Here is a 21,820-nt window from a genome sequence, read left to right on the forward strand (position 1 = left end):
TTTATGTTAGACCCATAAGCTGAGGATCAAACGGGTATGTGCTGAGGTTTTCATACCCGTCCTCGGTGATCAGCACCTGATCTTCCAGCTTGATCGAAAAATCGCCCCCAACCTCGCCACAGGCGGCTTCGACACACAACACCATGCCGGGCTCAAGCGGATAGTCGTATGAGCCCGCAACCGCCTTGTCCGGATAAGCAACCAGAGGCCATTCATCACACAGACCCACGCCATGCATCAGGCAGCCGTATTTTTGCGCCTGAAACTTGTCGTCCAGCTTGTGTGCATTGGCGGTCAGTTCCGGAATCATCACGCCGGGTTTCAACATCTCCATATTGGTTATGATGTGTTCATGGGCGTGCTGCATGGCATAAACCATGTCAGGGCGGGGTTTCTCATCCCCGATCCACCACGTGCGCGAAATATCGATGCAGATACCGTAAGATCCGATCAGATCGGTATCAAAGGCGATGATTTCGTTCTTTTGCGTGATGCGTGGTCCGCATTCCTGAAACCAAGGATTGGTGCGCTGCCCCGAGGCCAGCAGGCGGGTTTCGATCCATTCCCCACCGCGCCGGATGTTTTCGGCATGTAGTACGGCCCAGATGTCGTCCTCGGAGGTCTTGCCGTCACCCACATTGGCGCGCGCGAACTTCTCCATCTCGGCCACCGCGGTTTCACAGGCGTGATTGGCACAGCGCATGGCCAGGATCTCATCCGGGCCTTTTACGGCGCGGGTCTTTTCGGTGACCTCTTCACCCTCCATGATCTCGAACCCTTGCGCCTCAAGCGCGCGTAGGCCGTGCAACATGATCTTGTCGACGGCCAGGCGTTTGTTGCCATCGCTATGTTCGTCGATCAGCAGCCGTACCTCGTTCGAGAACACGTCGGCCTGAACATCCACCTTGTCACCACGGTCAAAATAAAACAGGTCTGCTCCCGAGCGTTGTTCACGTACCAGAGGATTGAATTTCGACAGGAAGGGAGAGTTTTTATAGTCCCAGATCACCATGTAGCCATCGGCACACAGCAGCACGGCGCGGAACGGGTTATGAGTGTTCCACAACTGCATATTGGTGCTGTCCGTGGCATAACGGATGTTAAGCGGATCGAACATCATCAGCCCACCATAGCCACGATCGACGATGGCCTTCGTCAGGCGCTTCCACCGGTATTCCCGCATCCGCGCCAGATCGGGCAGGGCAAGCCCGGCGGCTTCCCATTCGGCAAAGGCCAGCTGCGTCGGCCCGATCTCAATCCGATCATTCTCGTTCGGGGTGCCGTCGCCAAGCGTAGCGCCCTTTGCCGGGTCAATCTTGCGGGTGTCGCGATAGTGCCGGTTCATAGTGGGTCTCCCTGCCTGCCGTCGAGCGTGGAGAATCATTTCCCCCACGTCTTGAAGGTTTGCGACCGGGCATCCGTCGCTTTTTGACCGACAATCCAGTAAACTGGTGTTAGGTCAAAGGCATGACGATCCTCCAGACCTCAATTCCTTATGATCCGCTTGCCCCACGTCCTTTGCCCGGTATCCAACCGGGCAGCATGGATGATTGGCTGCATTGTGATGATGTGTTTGCCGCGCAGATGCAGCGGCGCACGACGTTGTTGACCGAAAGACGGGCAGAGGTTCTGGCGCTGGACCCAAGTGCCGAACCTGCGGCGCAGGAGCTGTTGGACCTTGTCCTAAAGCACGCTTACCCTGGGTGTTTGGACCGGGTCATACGCCCGGACGGGCAGGGTGTTGAAATCGACCGCTCCAACCCCATGGATATGCTGTGTCGTCTGGTGCAGGAAGATTTCTGCATCCTTCAAAAGCACGGGGATGAACACGTTCTGACCGGTGCCATCCTGTGTTTTCCCGCCAGTTGGCGTTTGTCTGAAAAATTCATGCGCCCCTTGATCGACATTCATGGGCCCGTCGCCAGCTATGATGCCGATATCGCCCGCCGCGTGCAGCGCCTGTTTGATGGAATACAATCTGAACGTCCGCTTTGGCGCTTCAATGCCTTGTGGTACGAGGACGCGGAACTGCACCAACCCCGCAGTGCCAGCGCACCGCGTGATGTCCAAGAACCTGGGGTCGCGCGGTATCTGCGCAGCGAACGACAGACGCTATTGCGTCTGCCTGAAACGAAGGCCGTGGTCTTTTCAATCCATACTTATGTGCTTGAGGCAAAGCACCTGCGCAAAGCGGAAAACCCCGCCTAAGTGGCGGGGCTTCCAAGGAGGGTCTTCGGTTTAGTGCTACATGCCAAACGCGTTTGCGACACCGGCAATTGCTCCGCTTGTGCTGAGAGCGGAGATTGCGACGGAGTAGGCAAGTACCTGAGTATTAAGGCGAAAATCTTCACCTTTGATCAGGTTCACTGCGGCCAGAGAGACCGCGATCGGAACTGACACGCTTGCCACGGCCCCGGTCAATCCCCAACTGGACAGTCGCAGGATATCGCTGGGCTTATCGTGGTCGAGGGGGGGCGTATCTTCGTCCCGATCAGTAGGCTGCTCGATAGGTTCTGTCCGGAAAGCGATGCTGAGCAACTGCTCATCCGACAGCTGGATCGGCCGGGCTGCTGGTTTCAGCGCCTCTTTTTGTGGCTCATCCAGGTCTTCTTCAGTAATGACCAGCCCCGCGAACGGGCCTGTCACTGCCTCGAAAATCTGTTGTCTGTTGCGTGGTTTGGAAGGCGTCAGCGTGTTGAACGCGCTCATGAACTGTTCCACGGTCAGAACTGTGTTGGGCGACAGCCATTCGACGCGCTGCGTCGCGCAGATATCAACCATCCGATACAGGATGACCACCAACATAAGCTCTGAGATTTCACTGTCATCCAGCAGCGCTGATACCGGAGAGATTGTAATTGCCAAACGGCTCTGCGGAAGGGTCACGATCGGCCGATGGGCGGTCTTTAACCCGGCGGCACGGTCCAACCGCTCAAAACGGTCTTCTGCTCCGGTCGCCTGAGTTTCCAAAGTCAGGCGCACCAGATACTGGCTGGATACGATGCTGGCTTCGGTTGCGCTTAGCATGGTCTTACGCTCGACCAGATGGCCATAGTCTTCCAATGTCGTGGCGACGATGGCACCGAACCGCTCGATCGCGCCGTCGGTCTCACCGTCGAATTGAAGACCACCATGATAGCTGTGCTTCGTAGTCACTGCGCTGTCCCTTGTCGCATCCTGTCTTACCAAACAGGTTAACAAGCGATATGGGGCAGAATTTGGCAGAAATGGAAAAAAATCCAAATTTGGCAGGATTGATTACTCTATGGAAACCTAGACATTTTGGGGGCCACTTAATGTCTGTGGCAACAATGTGGCCGGATTGGGGTGTGCAGGCGCAGATTTGTGGCAGGTCTCAGCCGTCGATTCGGGCTGCCATAATCGCAATGGATTGCTGATAGACCGTGGCAGCGTTCCATTGCTGAATTACAGCGAAGTTGGGTTGCCCCGGCTGGTAGCCACGCCCCGGTTTCCACCCTTTTTGGCGTAGAAAATTGGCGGTTGAGGCAAGCGCGTCTGTCATATTGTAGAAATCGACCTGGCCGTCACCGGTTGCATCGACCCCATAGGTCAACGCATTGCCCGGCAGGAATTGAGTGTGCCCCAATTCGCCATGTTTGGCCCCTTGGGTTGCCGTCGTAATACTGCCTTGATCGACCAGTTTTAGCGCACCGATGGCATGTGGAATAAAGAAGTCAGAACGGCGACAATCATAGGCCAGTGTTGTGATCGCGGAAACAACCTGACTGTCCCCCATGAAATTTCCGAAACCCGTTTCCATTCCGTGAATGGCGATAAGCACTCCGCTGGGGACGCCGTATTGGCGCTCCAGCGCGGCATAGAACTGCGGGTTGCGGGCCTTGCGCTTGCGTCCTTGCGACACGATTGCGTCGGCGCCGCGTACCCGCATGAATTTGTCCAACGAGTATTTAAAGCTTTTTTGATTGCGGTCTGCCGCGATTGTACGTGTGGCGTATTGGCTTTGCGCCAGCGCCTGCAATCCCTTCTTTTTGACTCCCGCGCGTTTAGCCTGTTTGGCAAAGTCCTTCTTCCAAACCTCAAACCCGCTGCTGGTATTGCCGCAAGGGGCGCTGGCCGCAATTGTGGGCAGAGCCAGCGTAAGGGTCAGTAAAATTGCAAATCGCTTCATGAAAAGAATCCCTTAATAAGCTAAGTCCAACCGACCCCGCGATCCGAGTGGCACTTATAATGCACGCTGCAGATCCTCGGCCGTCAGGACGGGCTGAATTTCGATATTGGCGTTCAATGCGGCAAACAGGGGCTCGTTGATTTTCGGCATGCGGGCCTGATCGCTTTCCTCGAAAATGACAATGCCCATGCGTTTTCCGTGTTCCAGCGCAAAATAGGCGGCCTCGGCATTGACGTCTTTCACAAGCGCTTCGATGGCTTTTCCCAGCGATCCGTCCCGTTCTGCTTGATTGCCTTTTTCAACCGGTATTGTGAATTTCAACATCAACCGCATCGCGCCCTCCCAAAATCCTCTGATCAATACTTTGGGACGAGGCTCGGACGTTCGTGCGTGTCAGTCAAGAAGTGTTACCCTGAACGGCAAAAGGGCGCCCGGTAGGACGCCCTTTTCTTTTCTTAAGTTCAACCGCCGCTTAGCAGCTGTAGTACATGCCGTACTCAACCGGGTGCGGAGTATGCTCGTAGGTTTCGACCTCTTCCATCTTCAGTGCGATGTAGCCGTCGATCTGGTCTTTGGTGAACACGTCGCCTTGCAGCAGGAAGTCGTGATCCGATGCCAGAGCTTCCAGAGCTTCACGCAGACTGCCGCAAACGGTCGGGATATCGGCCAGTTCCTCGGCGGGCAGATCGTACAGGTTCTTGTCCATGGCTTCGCCCGGATCGATCTTGTTCTTGATGCCGTCCAGACCGGCCATCAGCAGTGCGGCAAACGCCAAATAAGGGTTCGCAGCCGGATCGGGGAAGCGGGCCTCGACGCGCTTGGCTTTCGGGCTTTCGGTCCACGGAATACGGACACAACCCGAACGGTTACGGGCCGAGTAGGCGCGCAGAACAGGAGCTTCGAAACCCGGGATCAGGCGCTTGTAGCTGTTGGTCGACGGGTTGGTGAAGGCGTTCAGGGTCTTGGCGTGCTTCAGAACACCACCGATAAACCACAGGGCTTCGTCCGACAGATCAGCATACTTGTCGCCAGCGAAGAGCGGCTTGCCGTCTTTCCAAATCGACATGTTGACGTGCATACCGGTGCCGTTATCGCCTGCGATCGGCTTCGGCATGAAGGTCGCCGATTTGCCGTAGGCGTGGGCAACGTTATGGATGATGTACTTGTATTTCTGCAGCTCGTCAGCCTGTTTAGTCAGGCTGTCGAAGATCAGACCCAGCTCGTGCTGGCACGAGGCAACCTCGTGGTGGTGCTTGTCGACCTTCATGCCCAGACGCTTCATGGTCGACAGCATTTCCGAACGCAGGTCCTGTGCTTCGTCAATCGGGTTGACCGGGAAGTAGCCCCCCTTGACGCCCGGACGATGGCCCATGTTGCCCATCTCGTACTCGGTGTCGGTGTTCCACGATGCGTCGGTTGCATCAACTTCGTAGGATACTTTGTTGATAGTGTTAGAGAAACGAACATCGTCGAACAGGAAGAACTCGGCTTCGGGGCCCATATAGGCCACATCACCGATACCCGATGCCTTCAGGTATGCTTCGGCTTTCTGAGCGGTGCCGCGCGGGTCACGCTCATAAGCTTCGCCAGTGTCGGGCTCAACAACCGAGCAGTGCACGCAGATGGTCTTTTCGGCGTAGAACGGATCGACATACGCGCTATCGGTGTCGACCATAAGCTTCATGTCCGATGCTTCGATCGACTTCCAGCCCGCGATGGACGAACCGTCGAACATAAAGCCTTCTTCCAGGAAATCCTCGTCAACCTGGTCGGCCATCAGGGTCACGTGCTGCAACTTGCCGCGCGGGTCGGTAAAGCGAACATCGACGTATTCGGCGCCTTCGTCCTTGATCAGCTGAAGAACTGCGTCCTTGCTCATACTCTTATTCCTCTATTGGGTGTTCGATTACAGGGCTTCCGAACCGGTCTCGCCGGTACGGATGCGAATGGCTTGTTCAACGGGCGAGACAAAGATCTTGCCGTCGCCGATCTTGTCGGTTTTCGCGGCGGACACGATGGCCTCGATGGCGGCGTCAACCTGGTCATCGTCCAGAACGACCTCGATCTTCACCTTGGGCAGAAAGTCGACCACGTATTCAGCGCCGCGATAGAGCTCGGTGTGACCTTTCTGTCGGCCGAACCCTTTAACTTCGATCACGCTGAGGCCCTGGACACCTACGTCCTGCAGCGCCTCTTTCACTTCGTCCAGTTTGAACGGTTTGATGATCGCTTCGATCTTCTTCATCCCGGGCTCCTATAACTCTTGTCAGAAAGGCACTGATCACGTCTAAGATCGGTCGGCAATCTGATTGCGAAAATGGCCGGGCCCTTGTGGTGAGAAATTAAGCGGTGGGTGAAATTTTGATCGACTTGCACAAAAAGTAATCAGAATTGAATCGTCAGGGGAATTTGAGATGACGGAATTGCTGACAGCCGCACAGATGCGGGCCATCGAACAGGCCGCGATTGAGTCTGGCGAGGTGACCGGGCTGGAGTTGATGGAACGGGCTGGGCGCGGCGTTGTCGAGGCTATATTCGAAGAGTGGCCAGAGCTGTCGAAAACATTGGGTCGAGCCGTGGTATTGTGCGGTCCGGGAAATAACGGTGGTGATGGGTTTGTCGTTGCGCGGTTGCTGAAAGAGTGGGGTTGGGAGGTCGAGGTCTTTCTCTATGGCGATCCCAAGAAGCTGCCGCCAGATGCGCGAGTGAATTATGATCGATGGCTTGAGTTAGGGGAGGTTATACCGCTGACCGAACAGGACATGCGCAAAGGTGGTTTTGCTGATCTTTACGTTGATGCTCTGTTCGGGACGGGACTGAAACGCGGTTTGGACGGTGAATTGTTCAACGTCGTTCGACATCTTTCTGGTGTGAATGGTGATCATTACACCGACCGCTTAGTCAGCATCGACGCCCCGTCCGGCTTGTGTTTGGACGCCGGGCGGGTGTTGCATCAAGAGCCTCCGGACCCATGGCCTCGCGAGTTTCTGGACAGTGTTCCTGCAGAGTTTCGGAACAAGGTTGCCCAAGCTGGCGGCGCGGGCGCTTTTCAAGACCGTTTTGCGCGGTTGACTGTTTGTTTCGACAGTCCAAAGCCGGGGCATTTCTTGGCGCAAGGGCCGGATTTGTGTGGCAAGCTTGTAGTTAAAGACATCGGTATCTCTATTCAGCGTTGCCGTTTTAACGGTGAACCATATGACGATGCGTTCACATTAGGCCCCAAACCTTTTCGCCGGGCGAGCCGCCCTGCATTTCTAACCCTTGCTGAGGCGCCGGGCCGCGTGAAGGACGAGCGAACATGGGGCGGGTTGCCGCTCTGTCGCTTGCCCAAATTTAGACAGCATCACAAGTTCACCCACGGCCACGCCCTTATTTGCTCGGGTGGTCCGGCTAAAACCGGTGCTGCTCGATTGGCGGCGCGCGGGGCTCTACGGATTGGGGCAGGGCTTGTGACGTTGGCGGTGCCTCCGGCGGCTCAGATGGAGGTCGCTGCGCAGGTCACAGCCATCATGTTGCAGAGGATCGAGGGGGCGGATGGCCTGACACAAGTGCTGCAGGACGAGCGGCTCAACGCATTGTGCCTTGGCCCCGGGTTGGGGCTGGAACGTGCGCGGGATTTGGTGCCAGCGGCTCTGAACGCCAAGCGCGCGACTGTACTGGATGCGGATGCGTTGACAGCTTTTGCGGATGATCCCGCAGTCTTGTCCGCGCAATTGCATGAAAACTGCATTTTGACACCACATGGTGGTGAGTTTGCGCGGTTGTTTCCGGATATTGCCGAAAAGCTGTCAGCCCCTGCAACCAAAGGCCCGGCCTATTCCAAGGTGGATGCAACACGCGAGGCCGCCAAGCGGGCAGGGTGCGTGATCTTGTTCAAAGGGCCGGACACGGTGATCGCGGCGCCGAACGGACAGTGTTCGGTCAATGCAGCAGTCTACGACCGTGCGGCCCCTTGGTTGGCTACGGCCGGGTCCGGCGATGTTCTGGCTGGTTTTATCACCGGGCTGCTCGCGCGTGGGTTTGCCCCGATGCAGGCCGCTGAAACAGCGGCTTGGTTGCATGTGGAATGCGCGCGTGCGTTTGGTCCGGGGCTTATCGCTGAAGACTTGCCCGAGTTGCTTCCTGAAGTTTTCAAACAACTTAATATATGATTTTTAGGCGAGATTTGGCCGATCCACCCGATCTTCGGCAGCATTTGGCCGACTGGTTTGCGGTGTCATCAAATCGAGTGTTTGCCAGACGCATAGCCGGGCGTCAGAATTCGCTTGGAGGGGGTCTCCGGCTGCGGTCTTCCTGCAGATAATGCGTTGATTAAAATAGGAATTATTTCTGACTTTCCTGCTCTGAGTGGCGGACATGCAATACTTTGAAAGTATCGCAAGAGGCCTCTGGAGCTATGGCGGCATGCACGCGATTGATGAGCAACGAAAGCCGGAATTTTCAAGGTGAATGAAATGACCCAGAAACTAAAACTGTCCTCAATGGCTGCGATGTTGGTTGCGACAACGGCAATTCCCGCGGCAGCGGAACTGAAATACAACAACAACAGTGGCGGTTACGTTCTGTTGTACGGACAGCTCGATCCGGTGATCGTCTCGGTCGATGATGGCGAGGAAACGGAAACGCGCTTGCTGGACAATGACCTGTCCAACAGCCGCGTCGGCCTGCGGCTGATGCAGCCCTATGGCAGCAATGAATTCATGTTCCGTTTCGAAACCGGACTGGGTCTGCCGAGTACGGGAACGGCCAACCAGAATGGAACCAACAATGACGGGTGGTCACGGGAAGACATCCGACATGTCGATTTCTCGTTAAAAGGGGGATACGGCAAGTTCTCGGCCGGGCAGGGGAGCATGGCGTCGGACGGTGCGGCCGAGGTTGACCTGTCTTATGTTGGAACGGCTTTGTATTCCTTTACGAACGACGAAAACGGTGCGTTTTTCTATCGCGGCACGGACGGTGTACTAAGCGGTATCACCGTCGGTGACTCGGCCAGTAACTTTGATGGCGCTCGCCGTGGCCGGATCCGTTACGACACCCCCGACTTCAACGGTTTCTCAGCGGCAATTGCCTATGGTCAGAACATTCTGTCCAGCAGCGACGATGATGACTACTACGACATCGCGGTTTCTTACGGCAATACTTTCGCAAATGGCGTGGAGTTTGCCGCAAGCGTGGCCTATGCGGTGCGGGATTTCGACAATAGCTCGGGTGAACGCAAAGACACGATCGGGTCCGCTTCGGTTTTGCTGCCCAGCGGTTTCAGCTTTACGGCGGCCTTGGGTACGCGTGACGACACTGCCACCGGTGCTAGCGACCCGGACTATTGGTACACCAAACTGGCCTATGAAGGGGACTGGGTGTCCTGGGGGAAAACCGGTGTCGGGATCGACTATTTCGATGGTTCGGATTTCGAAAACGACGGGTCCAGCACAAAATCCTGGGGTGTCGCCGTCGTTCAGCGGATCGACAGCATCAACACTGATGCGTACCTGAAATATCGCAACCATGACTTCGACGACACGGTCGACTTTGACAAGAACGAAGCCTGGGTTCTGGGTGCGCTCTGGAAGTTCTGATCCCGACCTTCTTGGGAATAGGCGCCCCGGGTCAGTCCGGGGCGTTTTTTTTTGTTCAAATCGGCGGTAAAACAAGGCTGATCCGGGCTTTGCCCCCTTGCACGCAGGCGGCTGGGCAAATAGAAGGCGTCAAATTTGCCCGGCGCGCCGTTTTGCGCGCCCCGAATCCTATGGGGACTACCATAATGCAGGTTACCGAGACGCTGAACGAAGGTCTGAAACGCGGCTACAACATCGTTGTGACCGCAGCCGAGCTGGACGACAAGGTTAACGAAAAACTGACCGAAGCACAGCCCGAAGTCGAGATGAAGGGCTTCCGCAAAGGCAAGGTGCCGATGGCCCTGCTGAAAAAGCAGTTTGGTCAGCGCCTGCTGGGCGAAGCGATGCAGGAAAGCATCGATGGTGCCATGAACAAGCACTTTGAAGACAGCGGTGAACGCCCTGCACTGCAGCCCGACGTCAAGATGACCAACGAAGACTGGAAAGAAGGCGACGACGTTCACGTCGAGATGTCTTATGAGGCGCTGCCGGAAATCCCCGAAGTTGATCTGAAATCGGTCGAGCTGGAAAAGCTGATTGTCAAAGCAGACGATGAGGCCGTCGAAGAAGCGCTGAAAAGCCTGGCAGAAACCGCGCAGGACTTCAAAGCGCGCCGCAAGGGGTCCAAAGCCAAAGACGGCGATCAGGTTGTGATCGACTTTGTTGGCAAAGTGGACGGCGAAGAATTCGAAGGTGGTTCGGCCGAAGACTACCCGCTGGTTCTGGGCTCGAACAGCTTCATCCCCGGCTTTGAAGAGCAGCTGGTCGGTGTGAAGGCCGAAGAAGAAAAAGACGTGAACGTCAGCTTCCCAGAAGAATACGGCGCCGAAAACCTGGCCGGTAAGGACGCTGTTTTCACCTGCACGGTGAAAGAAGTGAAAGAGCCGGTTGCTGCCGAGATTAACGACGAGCTGGCCACCAAGTTCGGTGCCGAAGATCTGGCTGGTCTGAAAGCTCAGATCGCTGAGCGTCTGGAGGCAGAGTATTCCGGTGCGTCGCGTGCGGTCATGAAGCGCGCGCTGTTGGATGCGCTGGACAAGATCGTTTCCTTCGACCTGCCGCCGTCGTTGGTTGAAGCCGAAGCCAAGCAGATCGCTCACCAGCTGTGGCACGAGGAAAACCCGGAAGTGGAAGGCCACGACCACGCCGAGATCGAGCCCACCGACGAGCACAACAAACTGGCCGAGCGCCGCGTGCGTCTGGGCCTGCTGCTGGCCGAGCTGGGTCAGAAGGCCGAGGTTGAAGTCACCGATGCCGAGATGACGCAGGCGATCATGAACCAGGCGCGTCAGTACCCGGGTCAGGAACGTCAGTTCTTTGAGTTCGTGCAGCAGAACGCTCAGATGCAGCAGCAGTTGCGCGCGCCGATCTTCGAAGACAAAGTCATCGACTACATCGTTGAACTAGCTCAGGTTGCCGACAAAGAAGTCAGCAAAGACGACCTGCAGAAAGCCGTAGAGGCACTGGAAGAGGAGTAATCCTCTTCCGCCCCCTGCCCACGGGGCACAAAAAAAACGGAGCCGTCTGACAATCAGACGGCTCCGGTGGGTGGCTTTTGATCTTATGAGGTGAGGGGGTCAGGCCTCATGAGCAAAAGCACGGGGGGTACTCAGCAGAGCAGTCTTTTGCTCTGGCGTGAAACGATCTGACAGCGCTTCGATCAGTTTAAGCACGTCTTTGACTTCGTCTTTCGATTTTGCTGAATGCATCTGTTCGACGAAGTATTTCTCAAGCTCGGTCAGCGGTTGGTGATCGACATTAGCGGGTTTTTCGGCCTTGCCGAGCGCGAACAGACTCAGCGCCTGTTCTTCGGTCAGGAAGACGTCATGTTCGATTCCCGCATAGTCCCGAATGCCCGAAATTCGTTCATCCGAGCAATCCATCAACGCCGCCATCGCAACCACTTTGCCCATTGGTTTTGCACTACCGAGGTAATCATACGGGGCATTGCCCGACCGTTGCAGAACACGGTTCATAATTGGGTCAATCACAGCGATCGAGTCCAGTACGCCTGCGGTTTTGGCGTATTCGAACGAGCCGATCATGACCTCGCTGGTCACATAGGACACTGAATTTTTGCCGCGCCCTTGGCCCAGTCGTTTGGTGTCGACACAGAACCGGGTCGCTTCCCAGACCTGTGAACTGCGCAAGGGCGGTTCACCGTCCAGAATAGAATTGAAGACATCCGCAAGCATGTGTGGACCTGTGGTCTGCAACAGGCGCATACACCCAACGACTTCCCCCTCGTCGTTGATGCTGACCACGTGTGCAGGATTCAGGTCGTCGAACATATCGCGTTCACGGCCGTCTACTATGTTGACCTCCCAGCCCAAACGATCGCCGAACACGCGGGCTCGTAGTTTGAACATTTCGTCCAGGACATCACTAAACATATGCTGGTTGATACCATCAATTACGATGATCATTTCCATCCCCCTACAGTCTGGTTACCGTGACTCGAGAGTTAACCATGTCGCGGGCGGAAACTATTGGGGGTTTCCCGTATTTTTTCGATTTTTTGCTTATCCTGGGGCGATTAAGCCCAAACCTATCGCCCGGCCAATGGCCTGAGGCGTGGTTAACGCGCCCAGTTTTTCGCGGCCAGAGCGCATGTGAACCTCGACGGTTCGGTGGGAAATCGACAAAATATCACCAATATCTTGCTGCGATTTACCCTCAGCGACCCATTGAAGGATCTCTTTTTCGCGTGTCGAAAGGGCGGGCAGGTACAATGCTTTGGCCAGAACCCCGGACTGCATAACCGTATCATGCGCATGCACAGCGGCCATTTGCAGGTCGCCCATAACTTCTCTTTTGAGCGACTCCCATTCAGCATCTGAACAATCGCGGGTCACGCTTAGTATTCCGCATTCGCCGTAAGGGCCGCGGACAGGAACGGTTAAACCACGCGGGGTAATGCCGAAGTCATGTGCATCGCGGAAAACGGCATTAAATTTTTCGTCGTGATTGAAACGGCCCCAATCGACCGGTGCAATGCTGAGAACCGACTGGTAAATTGTTGGATCAAAATGGTGGTATCCATGGCTGCCGTAATGGATTTTCCATTCGTCAGGGTAATTCGCATACCCCTGAACGTCACCTTTCACAGGATTTAAAGTGGCATAAGACGCATAGTCAAAGCCGAGTTCCTCGCAGACCGAGTTGATTATGTCTGCGGTCGACTTTTCCTGTTGGTCGAGCGCGGCCAAGTCTATGAGTTTCACCTGTCCAACCTTTTACATAGCGCTTTCCACCCCCCGAAAGCGCACAGTCTGTCCGTATTCAAGCCTACGTTGCGTCAACCGAGGTATTAAGCGCAAGGGAATTGTTAATATCGCACAGGCATAATGCGTACTTAGAGCAACAGAACTGTGTGAATCTGGGGTATTTGGGTGGAATTCCGCCGATTCTGACGCGAATTGGCATCGGATGTTTACGTTCTTTGTACAAGTTGAGCGGGAATTCATTCGGGTACAAGCCCAGTTTCAACCAGCATTCCGCGGGCTTTGGCTTCGGGCCAATACCCTTTAGCGTACAGGAAGATTGCCCTTTGCTGATCGCCATCCGAAAGCAACCAGGCGCCGCGCAGATACTTTCCGGCAAATTCCAGATTGGCATCGGCGTCCAGCAGCCCCTGTGCATTTCCGCTGTAGCCCATAGAGCGTGCCGTCGCAGGAAGGATTTGCAACAGTCCATAATAAGGCCGGTTCACAGCCCACGGGCGATGAGTGCTTTCCCGGATCGCCAGCTTGTGTACAAGCTCGCGGGGGACTTCGTAGTGATCCGCCCACTTATTGATCGAGGCCCGTAACTCAGGCGTTTCGTTGGGGTAGAGAGGGGGATCGAATGCGTCTTGCGACACCGTCTCCGGCCCTCCGCAAGCAGCGAAGGGGATCATCAGCATCATGGCCAGAGCGCTGCGGCGCAGGTAAGCGGTCATCTGTGTACTCCGAATTTCAGGGCGCGATGATAGGAAACGAGTGCCCATCTGCAAGTGTAGGCTTGAGATGTGGCCGAAATTTGCCCGTTTTGCGTGTGCATGAAAAAAGGCCGCACAAATCGGTGCGGCCTTTTCGAAATTCGATTGAACCAGATCAGGCTTTGGCTTCGTCTTCTTCAGCCGGAGCTTCTTCGGCAACCAGCTCTTCATCTTCCGAAGCAGCGGAACCGATATCGTCGAACAGTTCGGCGATTTCGAATTCAGCAGCGGCTTCTTCTTCAGCAGCCAGTTCCTGGATCGATTTGCCCGACGCCTGCAGTTCGGCTTCTTCTTCCGAACGGGCGACGTTCATCTTGATTTCAACTTCGACCTCAGGATGCAGTTTGACTGCGAGCGAGTGCAGACCCAGTTCCTTGATCGGTGCGATCAGGGCAATCTGTTTCTTGTCGACGGTGAAACCAGCCTCGGTTGCTGCGTCTGCGGCGTCACGCGGGGTGACCGAACCGTACAGAGCGCCGGCATCCGATGCCGAGCGAATCACGATGAACTGCTGACCGTCCAGCTTTTCAGCCAGTGCTTCAGCTTCTTTTTTGGTTTCCAGGTTGCGGGCCTCAAGCTGCGCTTTCTGAGCTTCGAACGAGGCGACGTTTGCCTCGGACGCGCTCAGCGCTTTGCCTTGGGGCAGCAGGAAGTTGCGGGCATAGCCGGGCTTGACGTCAACGACGTCGCCCATCTGACCCAGTTTCGCAACGCGTTCCAGAAGGATAACTTGCATGTCAGTCTCTCCTTACTTCACGGCGTAGGGCAGCAGGGCGAGGAAGCGGGCGCGCTTGATAGCACGGGCCAGTTCACGCTGCTTTTTCGCCGAAACGGCGGTGATGCGGGAAGGTACGATCTTGCCACGCTCAGAGATGTAGCGCTGCAGCAGACGGGTGTCTTTATAGTCGATCTTCGGCGCGTTGTCGCCCGAGAACGGGCAGACCTTGCGGCGGCGGAAAAATGGTTTTGCGGCCATGGTTTATGTCCTTTCGTCAGGCGTTGATCAACGGCGCTCGCGGCGGCCTTCGCGCTCGTCGCGCTTCTGCATCTGGACCGAAGGGCCCTCGGCATGCTCGTCGACCTTGATGGTCAGAACGCGCATAACATCATCATGCAGGCGCATCAGGCGCTCCATTTCCTGAACGGCGCCAGCGGGGGCGTCAGTCTTCAGGAACGAATAGTGACCCTTGCGGTTTTTGTTGATTTTGTAGGCCATTGTCTTAACGCCCCAGTACTCGCTTTCGACGACGTTACCGCCGTTGTCCGCCAGAACGGTGCCGAAATGTTCGACAAGGCTTTCTGCCTGCGCGTTGGACAGGTCCTGACGCGCGATCATTACATGCTCATACAGCGGCATGTGTACTCCTATTTCTATCAAGGCGCATTTCATAGGCGAGGCCATTTTTCCTTCGCGACCCTGCCACGAGAGGCTGCGCGATTCATAAGATTTGCGAAGGATGGCCTCATATACACGTTTGAGCGCGAGGGGCAAGCCCCGCCACAGACGCCTTGGCGGTGTCGTGCTATTAACATCCAATTAACATTGCGCTGCCCAATTCCTGACGCTTTTCGGCTCAAAGTTGTTTTTCATACCGGGGACTATCCGGAACTACCGGACCCAGAACGGCAACCTGAAAAACAGGGTGAGAGAGATGACCGCGATGAATACGAATGCATTCGAAGAGTCCGCAACCTCAGCGAACTATGAGAAATCTGTACCAGTTCTGATCACCTTTGCACCGAACTGGAAGGTTCGGATGGTACTGGCCCGCGTCCTGGGCGCCTTTCTGATCGTGATGGCGTTTTCCATGTGGTTGGTGGCCGGTTCCGCAATGGCAGCCGAAGTCTGGCCAATCAAGCTGGCTGCGTCACTTATGTTTCTGCTGGTCGGGGTTAGCCTGCTGACGATTCAGCTGCTGGATGCCCGCCCGGATGCTTATTTCGATCCGATCCGCCGCGAGGTTCGGGTTCTGCAAAAGAACGAAAACGGCCGCCCGCAGACCGTTCTGCGCCGCAGCTATGACACCTTGGGTGGTGCCCGCTTTGCCGACGATCAGGTCGAATTGTACGATGTCGATGGCAGCCTGCTGATGAAACTGCCGCTGCAATCGGCGGATGTCAGCCGAGCGCTCAAGGGGCAACTCAGTGGAAGCGTAACAATCTTCGCGTGAAATTTATTCTGTTCATCTAGGAACAGAAACTGTTAGAGAATAATACTTGTGTGCTGCCCTTGGGCAGCACATTTTCGTTATCGAGCAACCCATTCGGGTTGCATCCATAATTTTTCGGAGATTGTTATGAAATCCACCCTTCTTGCTGCTGCACTGGCCGTTTCGGCAACTTCGGCGTTTGCCAGCGCCGAGAAATACGTTTTGGACCCCAGCCACAGCCAGGTCGTCTTCAGCTATAACCACCTGGGTTATTCCACCACGACCGGCATGTTCTCGGGCTTCGAAGGCGAGATCATGTTTGACCAAGAAGACCCTGCGGCATCCAGCGTTTCTGTTTCGATGCCCGTGATTGAAATGATCACCGGTTGGAAGCCACGCGAAGATCACTTCATGACCGAAGATTTCTTTGGCGCCACCGAAGGTGACCTGGTCACCTTTACTTCGACTGGTATCGAAGTCACCGGTGAAAACACGGCCAACATCACCGGCGATCTGACCATGAACGGCGTGACCAAGTCGGTCGTTCTGGATGCCAAGTTGAACCAGGTGTCCGAACACCCAATGGCGAAAAAGCCGTGGGCGGGTTTTGACGCGACCACCACGCTGGTACGCAGCGATTTCGATCTAGGTCAGTTTGCGCCTTTTGTCGGTGACGAAGTCGAAGTCCGGATCTCGGTAGAAGCAGTTAAGGCTGAATAAGTCGCACGCGATCTTCTGAACAAAACCGCCGAGGCACGTCGCCTCGGCGGTTTTTTTATTCGGCTCGTTGCGCGACCAGTTCCACAGAAACTGCAACCACAAAGGCCAGCGAGTCCTCGCCGGGCATGGACTTGCCAACATCAAAATCCAGCCGGTTCAATTCCAACACCCCGGACATCGCGGCGGTGTTGTCCTGAAGATCAAGTGTGAAAGGCAGCACCACATCCATAGTTTTGTCGCGGATGGTCAGCGGACCGCGGGCCTCGTACCCGGTGTCGGTCTTGTAGAGGTCGGCCTTGAACTGGGCGGTCGGGAATTGGGTGCTGTCAAAGAAATCGGCCCCCATGGCCTGATCCGTAACCGTTCCAAGGCTCAGCGAAGGGATCGCGATTGTGACGTCAACTGTACCGGCTAGGCCCGGCTCAGATGGGTCTTCAAAGGCAATTGCTGCGGTCCAATCGGCGAATGTGCCGGTCACTGGGCTGCCCAGTTGGGTGATGGTAATGGACAGTGTGCCTTCTTGCACCTGCCAGTCCGATTGCACCTCGGACAGTTCTGCGGTGTCGATTGCGGCGGCGGAGTGATCCGAGAATACGCCCGTGGACCAACCACCCAACAGGACCGCACCCCAAATAGCCAGCGCAGCAACAGCGGGTAGGGCAGAGTGATGTTGGTCTGGGGGCTGAGGCACATCTGAACGGCCGGGCAGCATACGGCGTAGAGTGCTGTCCTTGTCGACCACATGGTGCTTGAGGGCACCTGCGATATGCAGGATTAGTGATCCCGCCAGAACCAGAATGAACAGCCAGTGCAGGCCCGCCGTAACCTCGGCGACATAGGGTGACTTGGGTACGAAGGGCAGATTTTGCCCAAAGGGCCACAGGATCGGAGCGAAACCTTCCGCTGCGGCATGGTGCAGCCAGCCAGTCAGGGGAACCAGAACCAGCGAGGCATAGAGCATCCAGTGTACGACCTCGGCGGCGAAGGCTTCGGGTTTGTTGTCTGCGTTCAACAGGCCGGGCTTGGTCTGGGTCATCGCCCATAAGATGCGGGCCAGCGCGACAAAAAAGACGGTGACCCCGACTGTTTTATGGAGCGAGAACAACTGAACCGCCCGAACAAGGTCCTCTTCGGTGGTGGGGATGGACGGATCATAGATTGCGTGGGCCAGATTGTTGGCGAACCATCCCAGCGGCAGGGCGGTAAAGATCAGCAAGGCGGTCAACCAGTGAAAGGTCTTGGCCACACTGCCATAGCTGGAAAAGGTGTTGGTCGAGGGCATTGGTTGCTCCGTACTGGGGTGGCTGCGTTCAACCTAAAGCCATGGGATCAGGACGCAATAGCGAGCCACGCACAGCAAAAGTGCCAGATTGCAGAGGTCAGGCAGTGCTTGTGCCGCGCCCGCGCACGGTTTACACCCCGCCGCAACCTAACGTCATCCAAGAGGTCGCAATGACACGCGCATTCGTTTTTCCGGGGCAGGGTGCCCAAACTATCGGGATGGGCAAGGCTCTGGCCGAGGCTTATCCGGCTGCTCAGGCTGTGTTCGACGAGGTCGACGAGGCGCTGGGTGAAAAGCTGAGTAGCCTGATCTGGGAAGGTGATATAGCGGATCTGACGCTAACGCAGAACGCGCAGCCTGCGCTTATGGCGACGTCAATGGCGGTGATGCGCGCGCTGGATGCCGAAGGTGTTTCGGTTACTGACGCAGCATTTGTAGCCGGTCACTCGCTGGGTGAGTATTCCGCGCTGGCCGCTGCTGGAGCTTTGTCGGTTGCCGATACTGCCCGCCTGCTGCGCACTCGTGGTCAGGCCATGCAAAGCGCCGTGCCGGTAGGCGAAGGCGCAATGGCTGCCATTTTGGGTTTGGATTTGGACGCCGTCCGCGTCGTGGCCGAGGAAGCCGCGCAGGGCGAAGTCTGTCAGGCCGCAAATGACAATGATCCGACACAAGTCGTGGTTTCAGGCTCCAAAGCCGCCGTAGAGCGTGCTGCCGAGATCGCTAAGGAAAAAGGTGCCAAGCGCGCAGTGATGTTGCCGGTTAGCGCGCCGTTCCATTGCGCTCTGATGCAGCCTGCCGCAGACGTAATGGCAGAGGCGCTGTCAGAGGTTGAAATCAAGGCACCTGCTGTGCCGCTGGTGGCCAATGTGCGGGCCGAGGCAGTCTCGGACCCCGATCTGATCCGTCAATTGCTGGTCGAGCAGATCACGGGTTCGGTTCGGTGGCGTGAAAGCGTGCAATACATGGCGGCGCAAGGCGTGACCGAGACATGGGAGATTGGCGCAGGTAAAGCGCTGTCAGGTATGGTCCGCAAGATTGATCGGGCCATTGCGGGCAAGGCCGTCAGTACGCCGGAAGACGTGCAAAAGGTCATTCAGGCTGAATCGTAAGTTGAAAACGTCGCAACGGACGTACCAAGAGGGAAACCGAATGTTTGATTTGACAGGTAAGAACGCGCTGATCACCGGCGCTTCGGGTGGTATCGGGGGCGATATCGCACGCGCACTGCATGGCGCGGGTGCCACTGTGGGGTTGTCTGGTACGCGGGTCGAACCGCTGCAAGCACTGGCGGATGAGTTGGGTGAGCGCGCGCATGTATTGCCTTGCAACCTGAGCGACCCCGAAGCAGTTGCAGCGCTGCCGAAGCAAGCCGCCGACGCGATGGGATCCGTGGACGTTCTGGTGAATAACGCGGGCATCACGCGGGACAATCTGTTTATGCGGATGTCGGATGACGAATGGCAAAGCGTGATTGACGTGAACCTGACTGCCACAGCAAAGCTGTGCAAAGGCGTATTGCGCGGCATGATGAAAGCGCGTTGGGGTCGGATCATCAACATCTCGTCCGTGGTCGGCGCGACCGGCAATCCGGGTCAGGTCAATTATGCCGCGTCCAAGGCCGGTATGGTCGGTATGACCAAGTCGCTGGCCTATGAGGTCGCAAGCCGCGGAATCACGGCAAACGCAGTGGCCCCGGGATTCATCACAACTGCGATGACGGATAAGCTGACCGACGATCAGAAATCGGGAATTCTGGGTCAGGTTCCAGCTGGTCGTATGGGCGAGCCGTCAGAAATTGCTGCGGCAGTTCTGTACCTTGCAAGCCCAGAAGCGGGATATATCACAGGAACGACCTTGCATGTGAACGGCGGTATGGCCATGTTGTGAGCGCACACCGGGGCAGGCGCGAAAGCGTTTGCGTCGGGCGTTGTCTGTGCTATAGGCGGCGCATGTATGCGGGGGTCGGCCAGTGGGTCGGCCTTCTACTTTCCCGGCAATCGGGAAACCAAACCGCCCGGACCGGGCAAAATCAAGCCAGCCTGAGCGGGCAAGGGCAGAACCGGGCGCTACGCCCTGAAATGGAATGAGGAATAGACATGAGCGACGTCGCAGATCGCGTTAAAAAGATCGTTGTTGAGCACCTGGGTGTTGAAGAAGACAAAGTGGCAGAAAACGCTTCCTTCATCGACGATCTGGGCGCAGACAGCCTGGACACTGTTGAGCTGGTCATGGCCTTTGAAGAAGAGTTCGGCATCGAAATCCCCGATGACGCAGCCGAGACCATCCAGACCTTTGGCGACGCCGTCAAATTCATCTCTGAAGCGTCCTAAGCGTTTCAAATCCTTAAAAGCGGCGCTTCCGGGCAACGGAGGCGCCGTTTTTTATGCCCGAAACAAATTCACTCTTGCTTGACGCTTTTCCGCTAAGCACTGTCTGAACAGAGGCAATTTTTTCCGAGCGGGCAGGGCATGATACGATCCACCCCGACGATAAACACGGCACGCTTGATGCTTTGCGCCATGCGTCCCGAAGATTTTAACCGGTTCGCCGAGATCTGGCGCAACCCGTGCATCGTGCGGCATATCGGTGGCAAACCAAGGTCGCGTGGTGAGGCGTGGGATTCATTCCTGCGCAATGCCGGGCACTGGCAGATGGCCGGGTTCGGGCATTGGGCGGTTTTGCAGCAATCGAATCGCCAGATGATCGGTCAGGCTGGTTTTTTCTACGGCAACCGCTCGATGGGTGAAGATTTCGATAGTTACCCCGAAGCCGGATGGATTTTGGTACCCGAAGCGCAGGGGCAGGGTTTGGGCATCGAAGCGGCCCAAGCGGCGCATGATTGGTTCGACCGCATCATGCCTGGGCCCTTGGTTGCAATGGTAAATTCGGCCAATAGCGTCTCGCAGAAACTGGCTGAGAAGCTGGGATATGTGCCGATGCGCGAAGATAAGTACAACGGGTCTGATGTTGTATTGCTGCGCCGGAATGGCCCTCCGAAACGCCATTAGTTATCAATCGCGGCAATGCCGCAAAATGTCCTCAGTTTGCCGAAACTGGTAAAATCCGGGATCGGTCCGGTGTGTATGGTACACTGGATTGACATGCGATTGAGCGAAGGAGCGGGCTCATGAGGATTTACCCTACTATGGAACTGCAGAACGGCCGGTGCGTGACGCTGGACAAGGGCCGTCTGGACAATGCCATGATCTGGCACGTGGACCCGGTTGAAACAGCGCGCAGTTGGTCGGCCGCCGGGGCCGAATGGATGCAGCTGACGGATTTCGACGCGATCGAAGGCCGTGACACCAATGCCGAGCTGGTCGAGGAAATCATCCGCTCGGCGGAAATGCCGGTGCAATTGGCCGGTGGGATGCGCGCGCGCGAACATGTCGAACATTGGATCGACAAAGGGGTCGGGCGGGTCGTCATCGGTACCTTGGCTGCGCGCGACCCGATCTTGGTAAAAGAACTGGCCAAGTTTTACCCGGATCAGATCGTTCTGGCGGTTGATGTCTGGCAGGGCTTTGTCATGACCGAAGGTTGGCGCAGTCAAAGCGCCTTTACCCCCGAAGCCTTTATCGAAGCGTTCGCGGACACCCCGTTCGCGGGTATTGTGGTGACGGATATCGACAGTGACATGGAAGATGTCGAAGCGCAGTTGGGGCTGATCTCGGGTCTTGCGGAAAAGTCCCGTACCCCCGTTATCGCCAGCGGTGTGGTGCGCACGGCGGACGATATCTCGCGCTTGGCCTATATCCACAACATCTCGGGCGCGATTGTCGGGCGGGCGCTGTTCCGCAAATCGCTGAGCCTGGAAGATGCGCTGGAAGTTGCCAAAACCGCGCACGAGCCCGTGGCGCAGTTCCAGTAAAAGACAAGTCACCCGGAAATCGCCTTTTGCCCCGCGCGGGCAGAAGGCGG

General features: G+C 56.4%; 24 protein-coding genes. 11 read left to right on the plus strand and 13 right to left on the minus strand.

What is annotated here, in order from left to right:
• Position 1: 1 nt before the first annotated feature.
• The gene (gene dddP / locus ACR0AL_RS00930) at positions 2-1,345 is read right to left on the minus strand and encodes a dimethylsulfonioproprionate lyase DddP (protein WP_480647052.1); all 1,344 of its coding nucleotides are present in this window, start codon (positions 1,343-1,345) and stop codon (positions 2-4) included.
• Between the two features lie 122 nt (positions 1,346-1,467).
• Here dddP and ACR0AL_RS00935 point away from each other — a divergent pair, with 122 nt between their 5' ends.
• Positions 1,468-2,208 carry a heme-dependent oxidative N-demethylase family protein gene (locus ACR0AL_RS00935; protein ID WP_170533026.1) on the plus strand — a complete coding sequence of 247 codons (741 nt, stop codon included), beginning with the start codon at positions 1,468-1,470 and terminating at the stop codon, positions 2,206-2,208.
• Positions 2,209-2,244: 36 nt separating this feature from the next.
• Here the strand turns inward: ACR0AL_RS00935 and ACR0AL_RS00940 are convergent, their stop codons facing one another.
• The 5 genes from ACR0AL_RS00940 to ACR0AL_RS00960 all read right to left on the minus strand — a co-directional run bounded on the left by ACR0AL_RS00940 (position 2,245) and on the right by ACR0AL_RS00960 (position 6,395).
• Positions 2,245-3,156, minus strand: a complete 912-nt coding sequence (locus ACR0AL_RS00940; protein ID WP_368040055.1) for a hypothetical protein — start codon at positions 3,154-3,156, stop codon at positions 2,245-2,247.
• Positions 3,157-3,355: 199 nt separating this feature from the next.
• Positions 3,356-4,150 (minus strand): lytic murein transglycosylase, encoded by a 795-nt coding sequence (locus tag ACR0AL_RS00945; RefSeq protein WP_170349087.1) that lies wholly within the window; start codon positions 4,148-4,150, stop codon positions 3,356-3,358.
• Between the two features lie 54 nt (positions 4,151-4,204).
• Entirely contained in the window at positions 4,205-4,483 is a 279-nt protein-coding gene (locus tag ACR0AL_RS00950) for a hypothetical protein (RefSeq protein ID WP_170349086.1), read from the minus strand.
• A gap of 139 nt (positions 4,484-4,622) precedes the next feature.
• Positions 4,623-6,029: a type I glutamate--ammonia ligase gene (gene glnA / locus ACR0AL_RS00955; protein ID WP_170359023.1), complete on the minus strand. Its 1,407-nt coding sequence runs from the start codon at positions 6,027-6,029 to the stop codon at positions 4,623-4,625.
• 27 nt (positions 6,030-6,056) lie between these two features.
• Positions 6,057-6,395, minus strand: coding sequence for a P-II family nitrogen regulator (locus tag ACR0AL_RS00960; protein ID WP_058280621.1), 339 nt, complete (start codon positions 6,393-6,395; stop codon positions 6,057-6,059).
• A gap of 169 nt (positions 6,396-6,564) precedes the next feature.
• Here ACR0AL_RS00960 and ACR0AL_RS00965 point away from each other — a divergent pair, with 169 nt between their 5' ends.
• The 3 genes from ACR0AL_RS00965 to tig all read left to right on the plus strand — a co-directional run bounded on the left by ACR0AL_RS00965 (position 6,565) and on the right by tig (position 11,246).
• Complete coding sequence (locus ACR0AL_RS00965; protein WP_480661647.1) at positions 6,565-8,301, plus strand: NAD(P)H-hydrate dehydratase; 1,737 nt, start codon at positions 6,565-6,567, stop codon at positions 8,299-8,301.
• 303 nt (positions 8,302-8,604) lie between these two features.
• Positions 8,605-9,729 carry a porin gene (locus ACR0AL_RS00970; RefSeq protein WP_170375824.1) on the plus strand — a complete coding sequence of 375 codons (1,125 nt, stop codon included), beginning with the start codon at positions 8,605-8,607 and terminating at the stop codon, positions 9,727-9,729.
• A 185-nt stretch (positions 9,730-9,914) separates the two neighbouring features.
• Positions 9,915-11,246, plus strand: coding sequence for a trigger factor (tig, locus tag ACR0AL_RS00975; RefSeq protein WP_170359017.1), 1,332 nt, complete (start codon positions 9,915-9,917; stop codon positions 11,244-11,246).
• 99 nt (positions 11,247-11,345) lie between these two features.
• Here the strand turns inward: tig and ACR0AL_RS00980 are convergent, their stop codons facing one another.
• The 6 genes from ACR0AL_RS00980 to rpsF all read right to left on the minus strand — a co-directional run bounded on the left by ACR0AL_RS00980 (position 11,346) and on the right by rpsF (position 15,104).
• Positions 11,346-12,194 carry an acyl-homoserine-lactone synthase gene (locus tag ACR0AL_RS00980; RefSeq protein ID WP_170349081.1) on the minus strand — a complete coding sequence of 283 codons (849 nt, stop codon included), beginning with the start codon at positions 12,192-12,194 and terminating at the stop codon, positions 11,346-11,348.
• A gap of 96 nt (positions 12,195-12,290) precedes the next feature.
• The gene (locus ACR0AL_RS00985; protein WP_170349080.1) at positions 12,291-12,992 is read right to left on the minus strand and encodes a helix-turn-helix transcriptional regulator; all 702 of its coding nucleotides are present in this window, start codon (positions 12,990-12,992) and stop codon (positions 12,291-12,293) included.
• 239 nt (positions 12,993-13,231) lie between these two features.
• Positions 13,232-13,672: a lytic transglycosylase domain-containing protein gene (locus ACR0AL_RS00990; RefSeq protein ID WP_170349429.1), complete on the minus strand. Its 441-nt coding sequence runs from the start codon at positions 13,670-13,672 to the stop codon at positions 13,232-13,234.
• A gap of 190 nt (positions 13,673-13,862) precedes the next feature.
• A complete protein-coding gene (gene rplI / locus ACR0AL_RS00995; protein ID WP_170349079.1) occupies positions 13,863-14,483 on the minus strand; it encodes a 50S ribosomal protein L9 in 621 nt (206 codons plus the stop codon).
• Between the two features lie 12 nt (positions 14,484-14,495).
• A complete protein-coding gene (gene rpsR / locus ACR0AL_RS01000) occupies positions 14,496-14,723 on the minus strand; it encodes a 30S ribosomal protein S18 (protein WP_005982441.1) in 228 nt (75 codons plus the stop codon).
• A gap of 27 nt (positions 14,724-14,750) precedes the next feature.
• Entirely contained in the window at positions 14,751-15,104 is a 354-nt protein-coding gene (rpsF, locus tag ACR0AL_RS01005) for a 30S ribosomal protein S6 (RefSeq protein ID WP_170349078.1), read from the minus strand.
• Between the two features lie 295 nt (positions 15,105-15,399).
• Here rpsF and ACR0AL_RS01010 point away from each other — a divergent pair, with 295 nt between their 5' ends.
• Positions 15,400-15,918: a hypothetical protein gene (locus ACR0AL_RS01010; protein WP_170349077.1), complete on the plus strand. Its 519-nt coding sequence runs from the start codon at positions 15,400-15,402 to the stop codon at positions 15,916-15,918.
• Positions 15,919-16,044: 126 nt separating this feature from the next.
• On the plus strand, positions 16,045-16,617 hold the full coding sequence (locus ACR0AL_RS01015) for a YceI family protein (protein WP_480661649.1): 573 nt from the start codon (positions 16,045-16,047) through the stop codon (positions 16,615-16,617).
• 55 nt (positions 16,618-16,672) lie between these two features.
• Here ACR0AL_RS01015 and ACR0AL_RS01020 read toward each other — a convergent pair whose 3' ends face one another.
• Positions 16,673-17,899 carry a cytochrome b/b6 domain-containing protein gene (locus tag ACR0AL_RS01020; RefSeq protein ID WP_480661651.1) on the minus strand — a complete coding sequence of 409 codons (1,227 nt, stop codon included), beginning with the start codon at positions 17,897-17,899 and terminating at the stop codon, positions 16,673-16,675.
• A gap of 170 nt (positions 17,900-18,069) precedes the next feature.
• Between ACR0AL_RS01020 and fabD the strand changes: the two genes are divergently transcribed.
• The 5 genes from fabD to ACR0AL_RS01045 all read left to right on the plus strand — a co-directional run bounded on the left by fabD (position 18,070) and on the right by ACR0AL_RS01045 (position 21,770).
• A complete protein-coding gene (gene fabD, locus ACR0AL_RS01025) occupies positions 18,070-19,008 on the plus strand; it encodes an ACP S-malonyltransferase (RefSeq protein ID WP_480647042.1) in 939 nt (312 codons plus the stop codon).
• Between the two features lie 40 nt (positions 19,009-19,048).
• Positions 19,049-19,786 carry a 3-oxoacyl-[acyl-carrier-protein] reductase gene (gene fabG / locus ACR0AL_RS01030; protein ID WP_170359008.1) on the plus strand — a complete coding sequence of 246 codons (738 nt, stop codon included), beginning with the start codon at positions 19,049-19,051 and terminating at the stop codon, positions 19,784-19,786.
• 209 nt (positions 19,787-19,995) lie between these two features.
• Complete coding sequence (locus tag ACR0AL_RS01035; RefSeq protein ID WP_008756330.1) at positions 19,996-20,229, plus strand: acyl carrier protein; 234 nt, start codon at positions 19,996-19,998, stop codon at positions 20,227-20,229.
• A gap of 138 nt (positions 20,230-20,367) precedes the next feature.
• Complete coding sequence (locus ACR0AL_RS01040) at positions 20,368-20,907, plus strand: GNAT family N-acetyltransferase (protein WP_170549459.1); 540 nt, start codon at positions 20,368-20,370, stop codon at positions 20,905-20,907.
• Positions 20,908-21,026: 119 nt separating this feature from the next.
• On the plus strand, positions 21,027-21,770 hold the full coding sequence (locus ACR0AL_RS01045) for a 1-(5-phosphoribosyl)-5-[(5-phosphoribosylamino)methylideneamino]imidazole-4-carboxamide isomerase (protein ID WP_480661653.1): 744 nt from the start codon (positions 21,027-21,029) through the stop codon (positions 21,768-21,770).
• Positions 21,771-21,820: the final 50 nt, after the last annotated feature.

The sequence above is a fragment of the Ruegeria sp. BB1 genome, assembly GCF_056539465.1.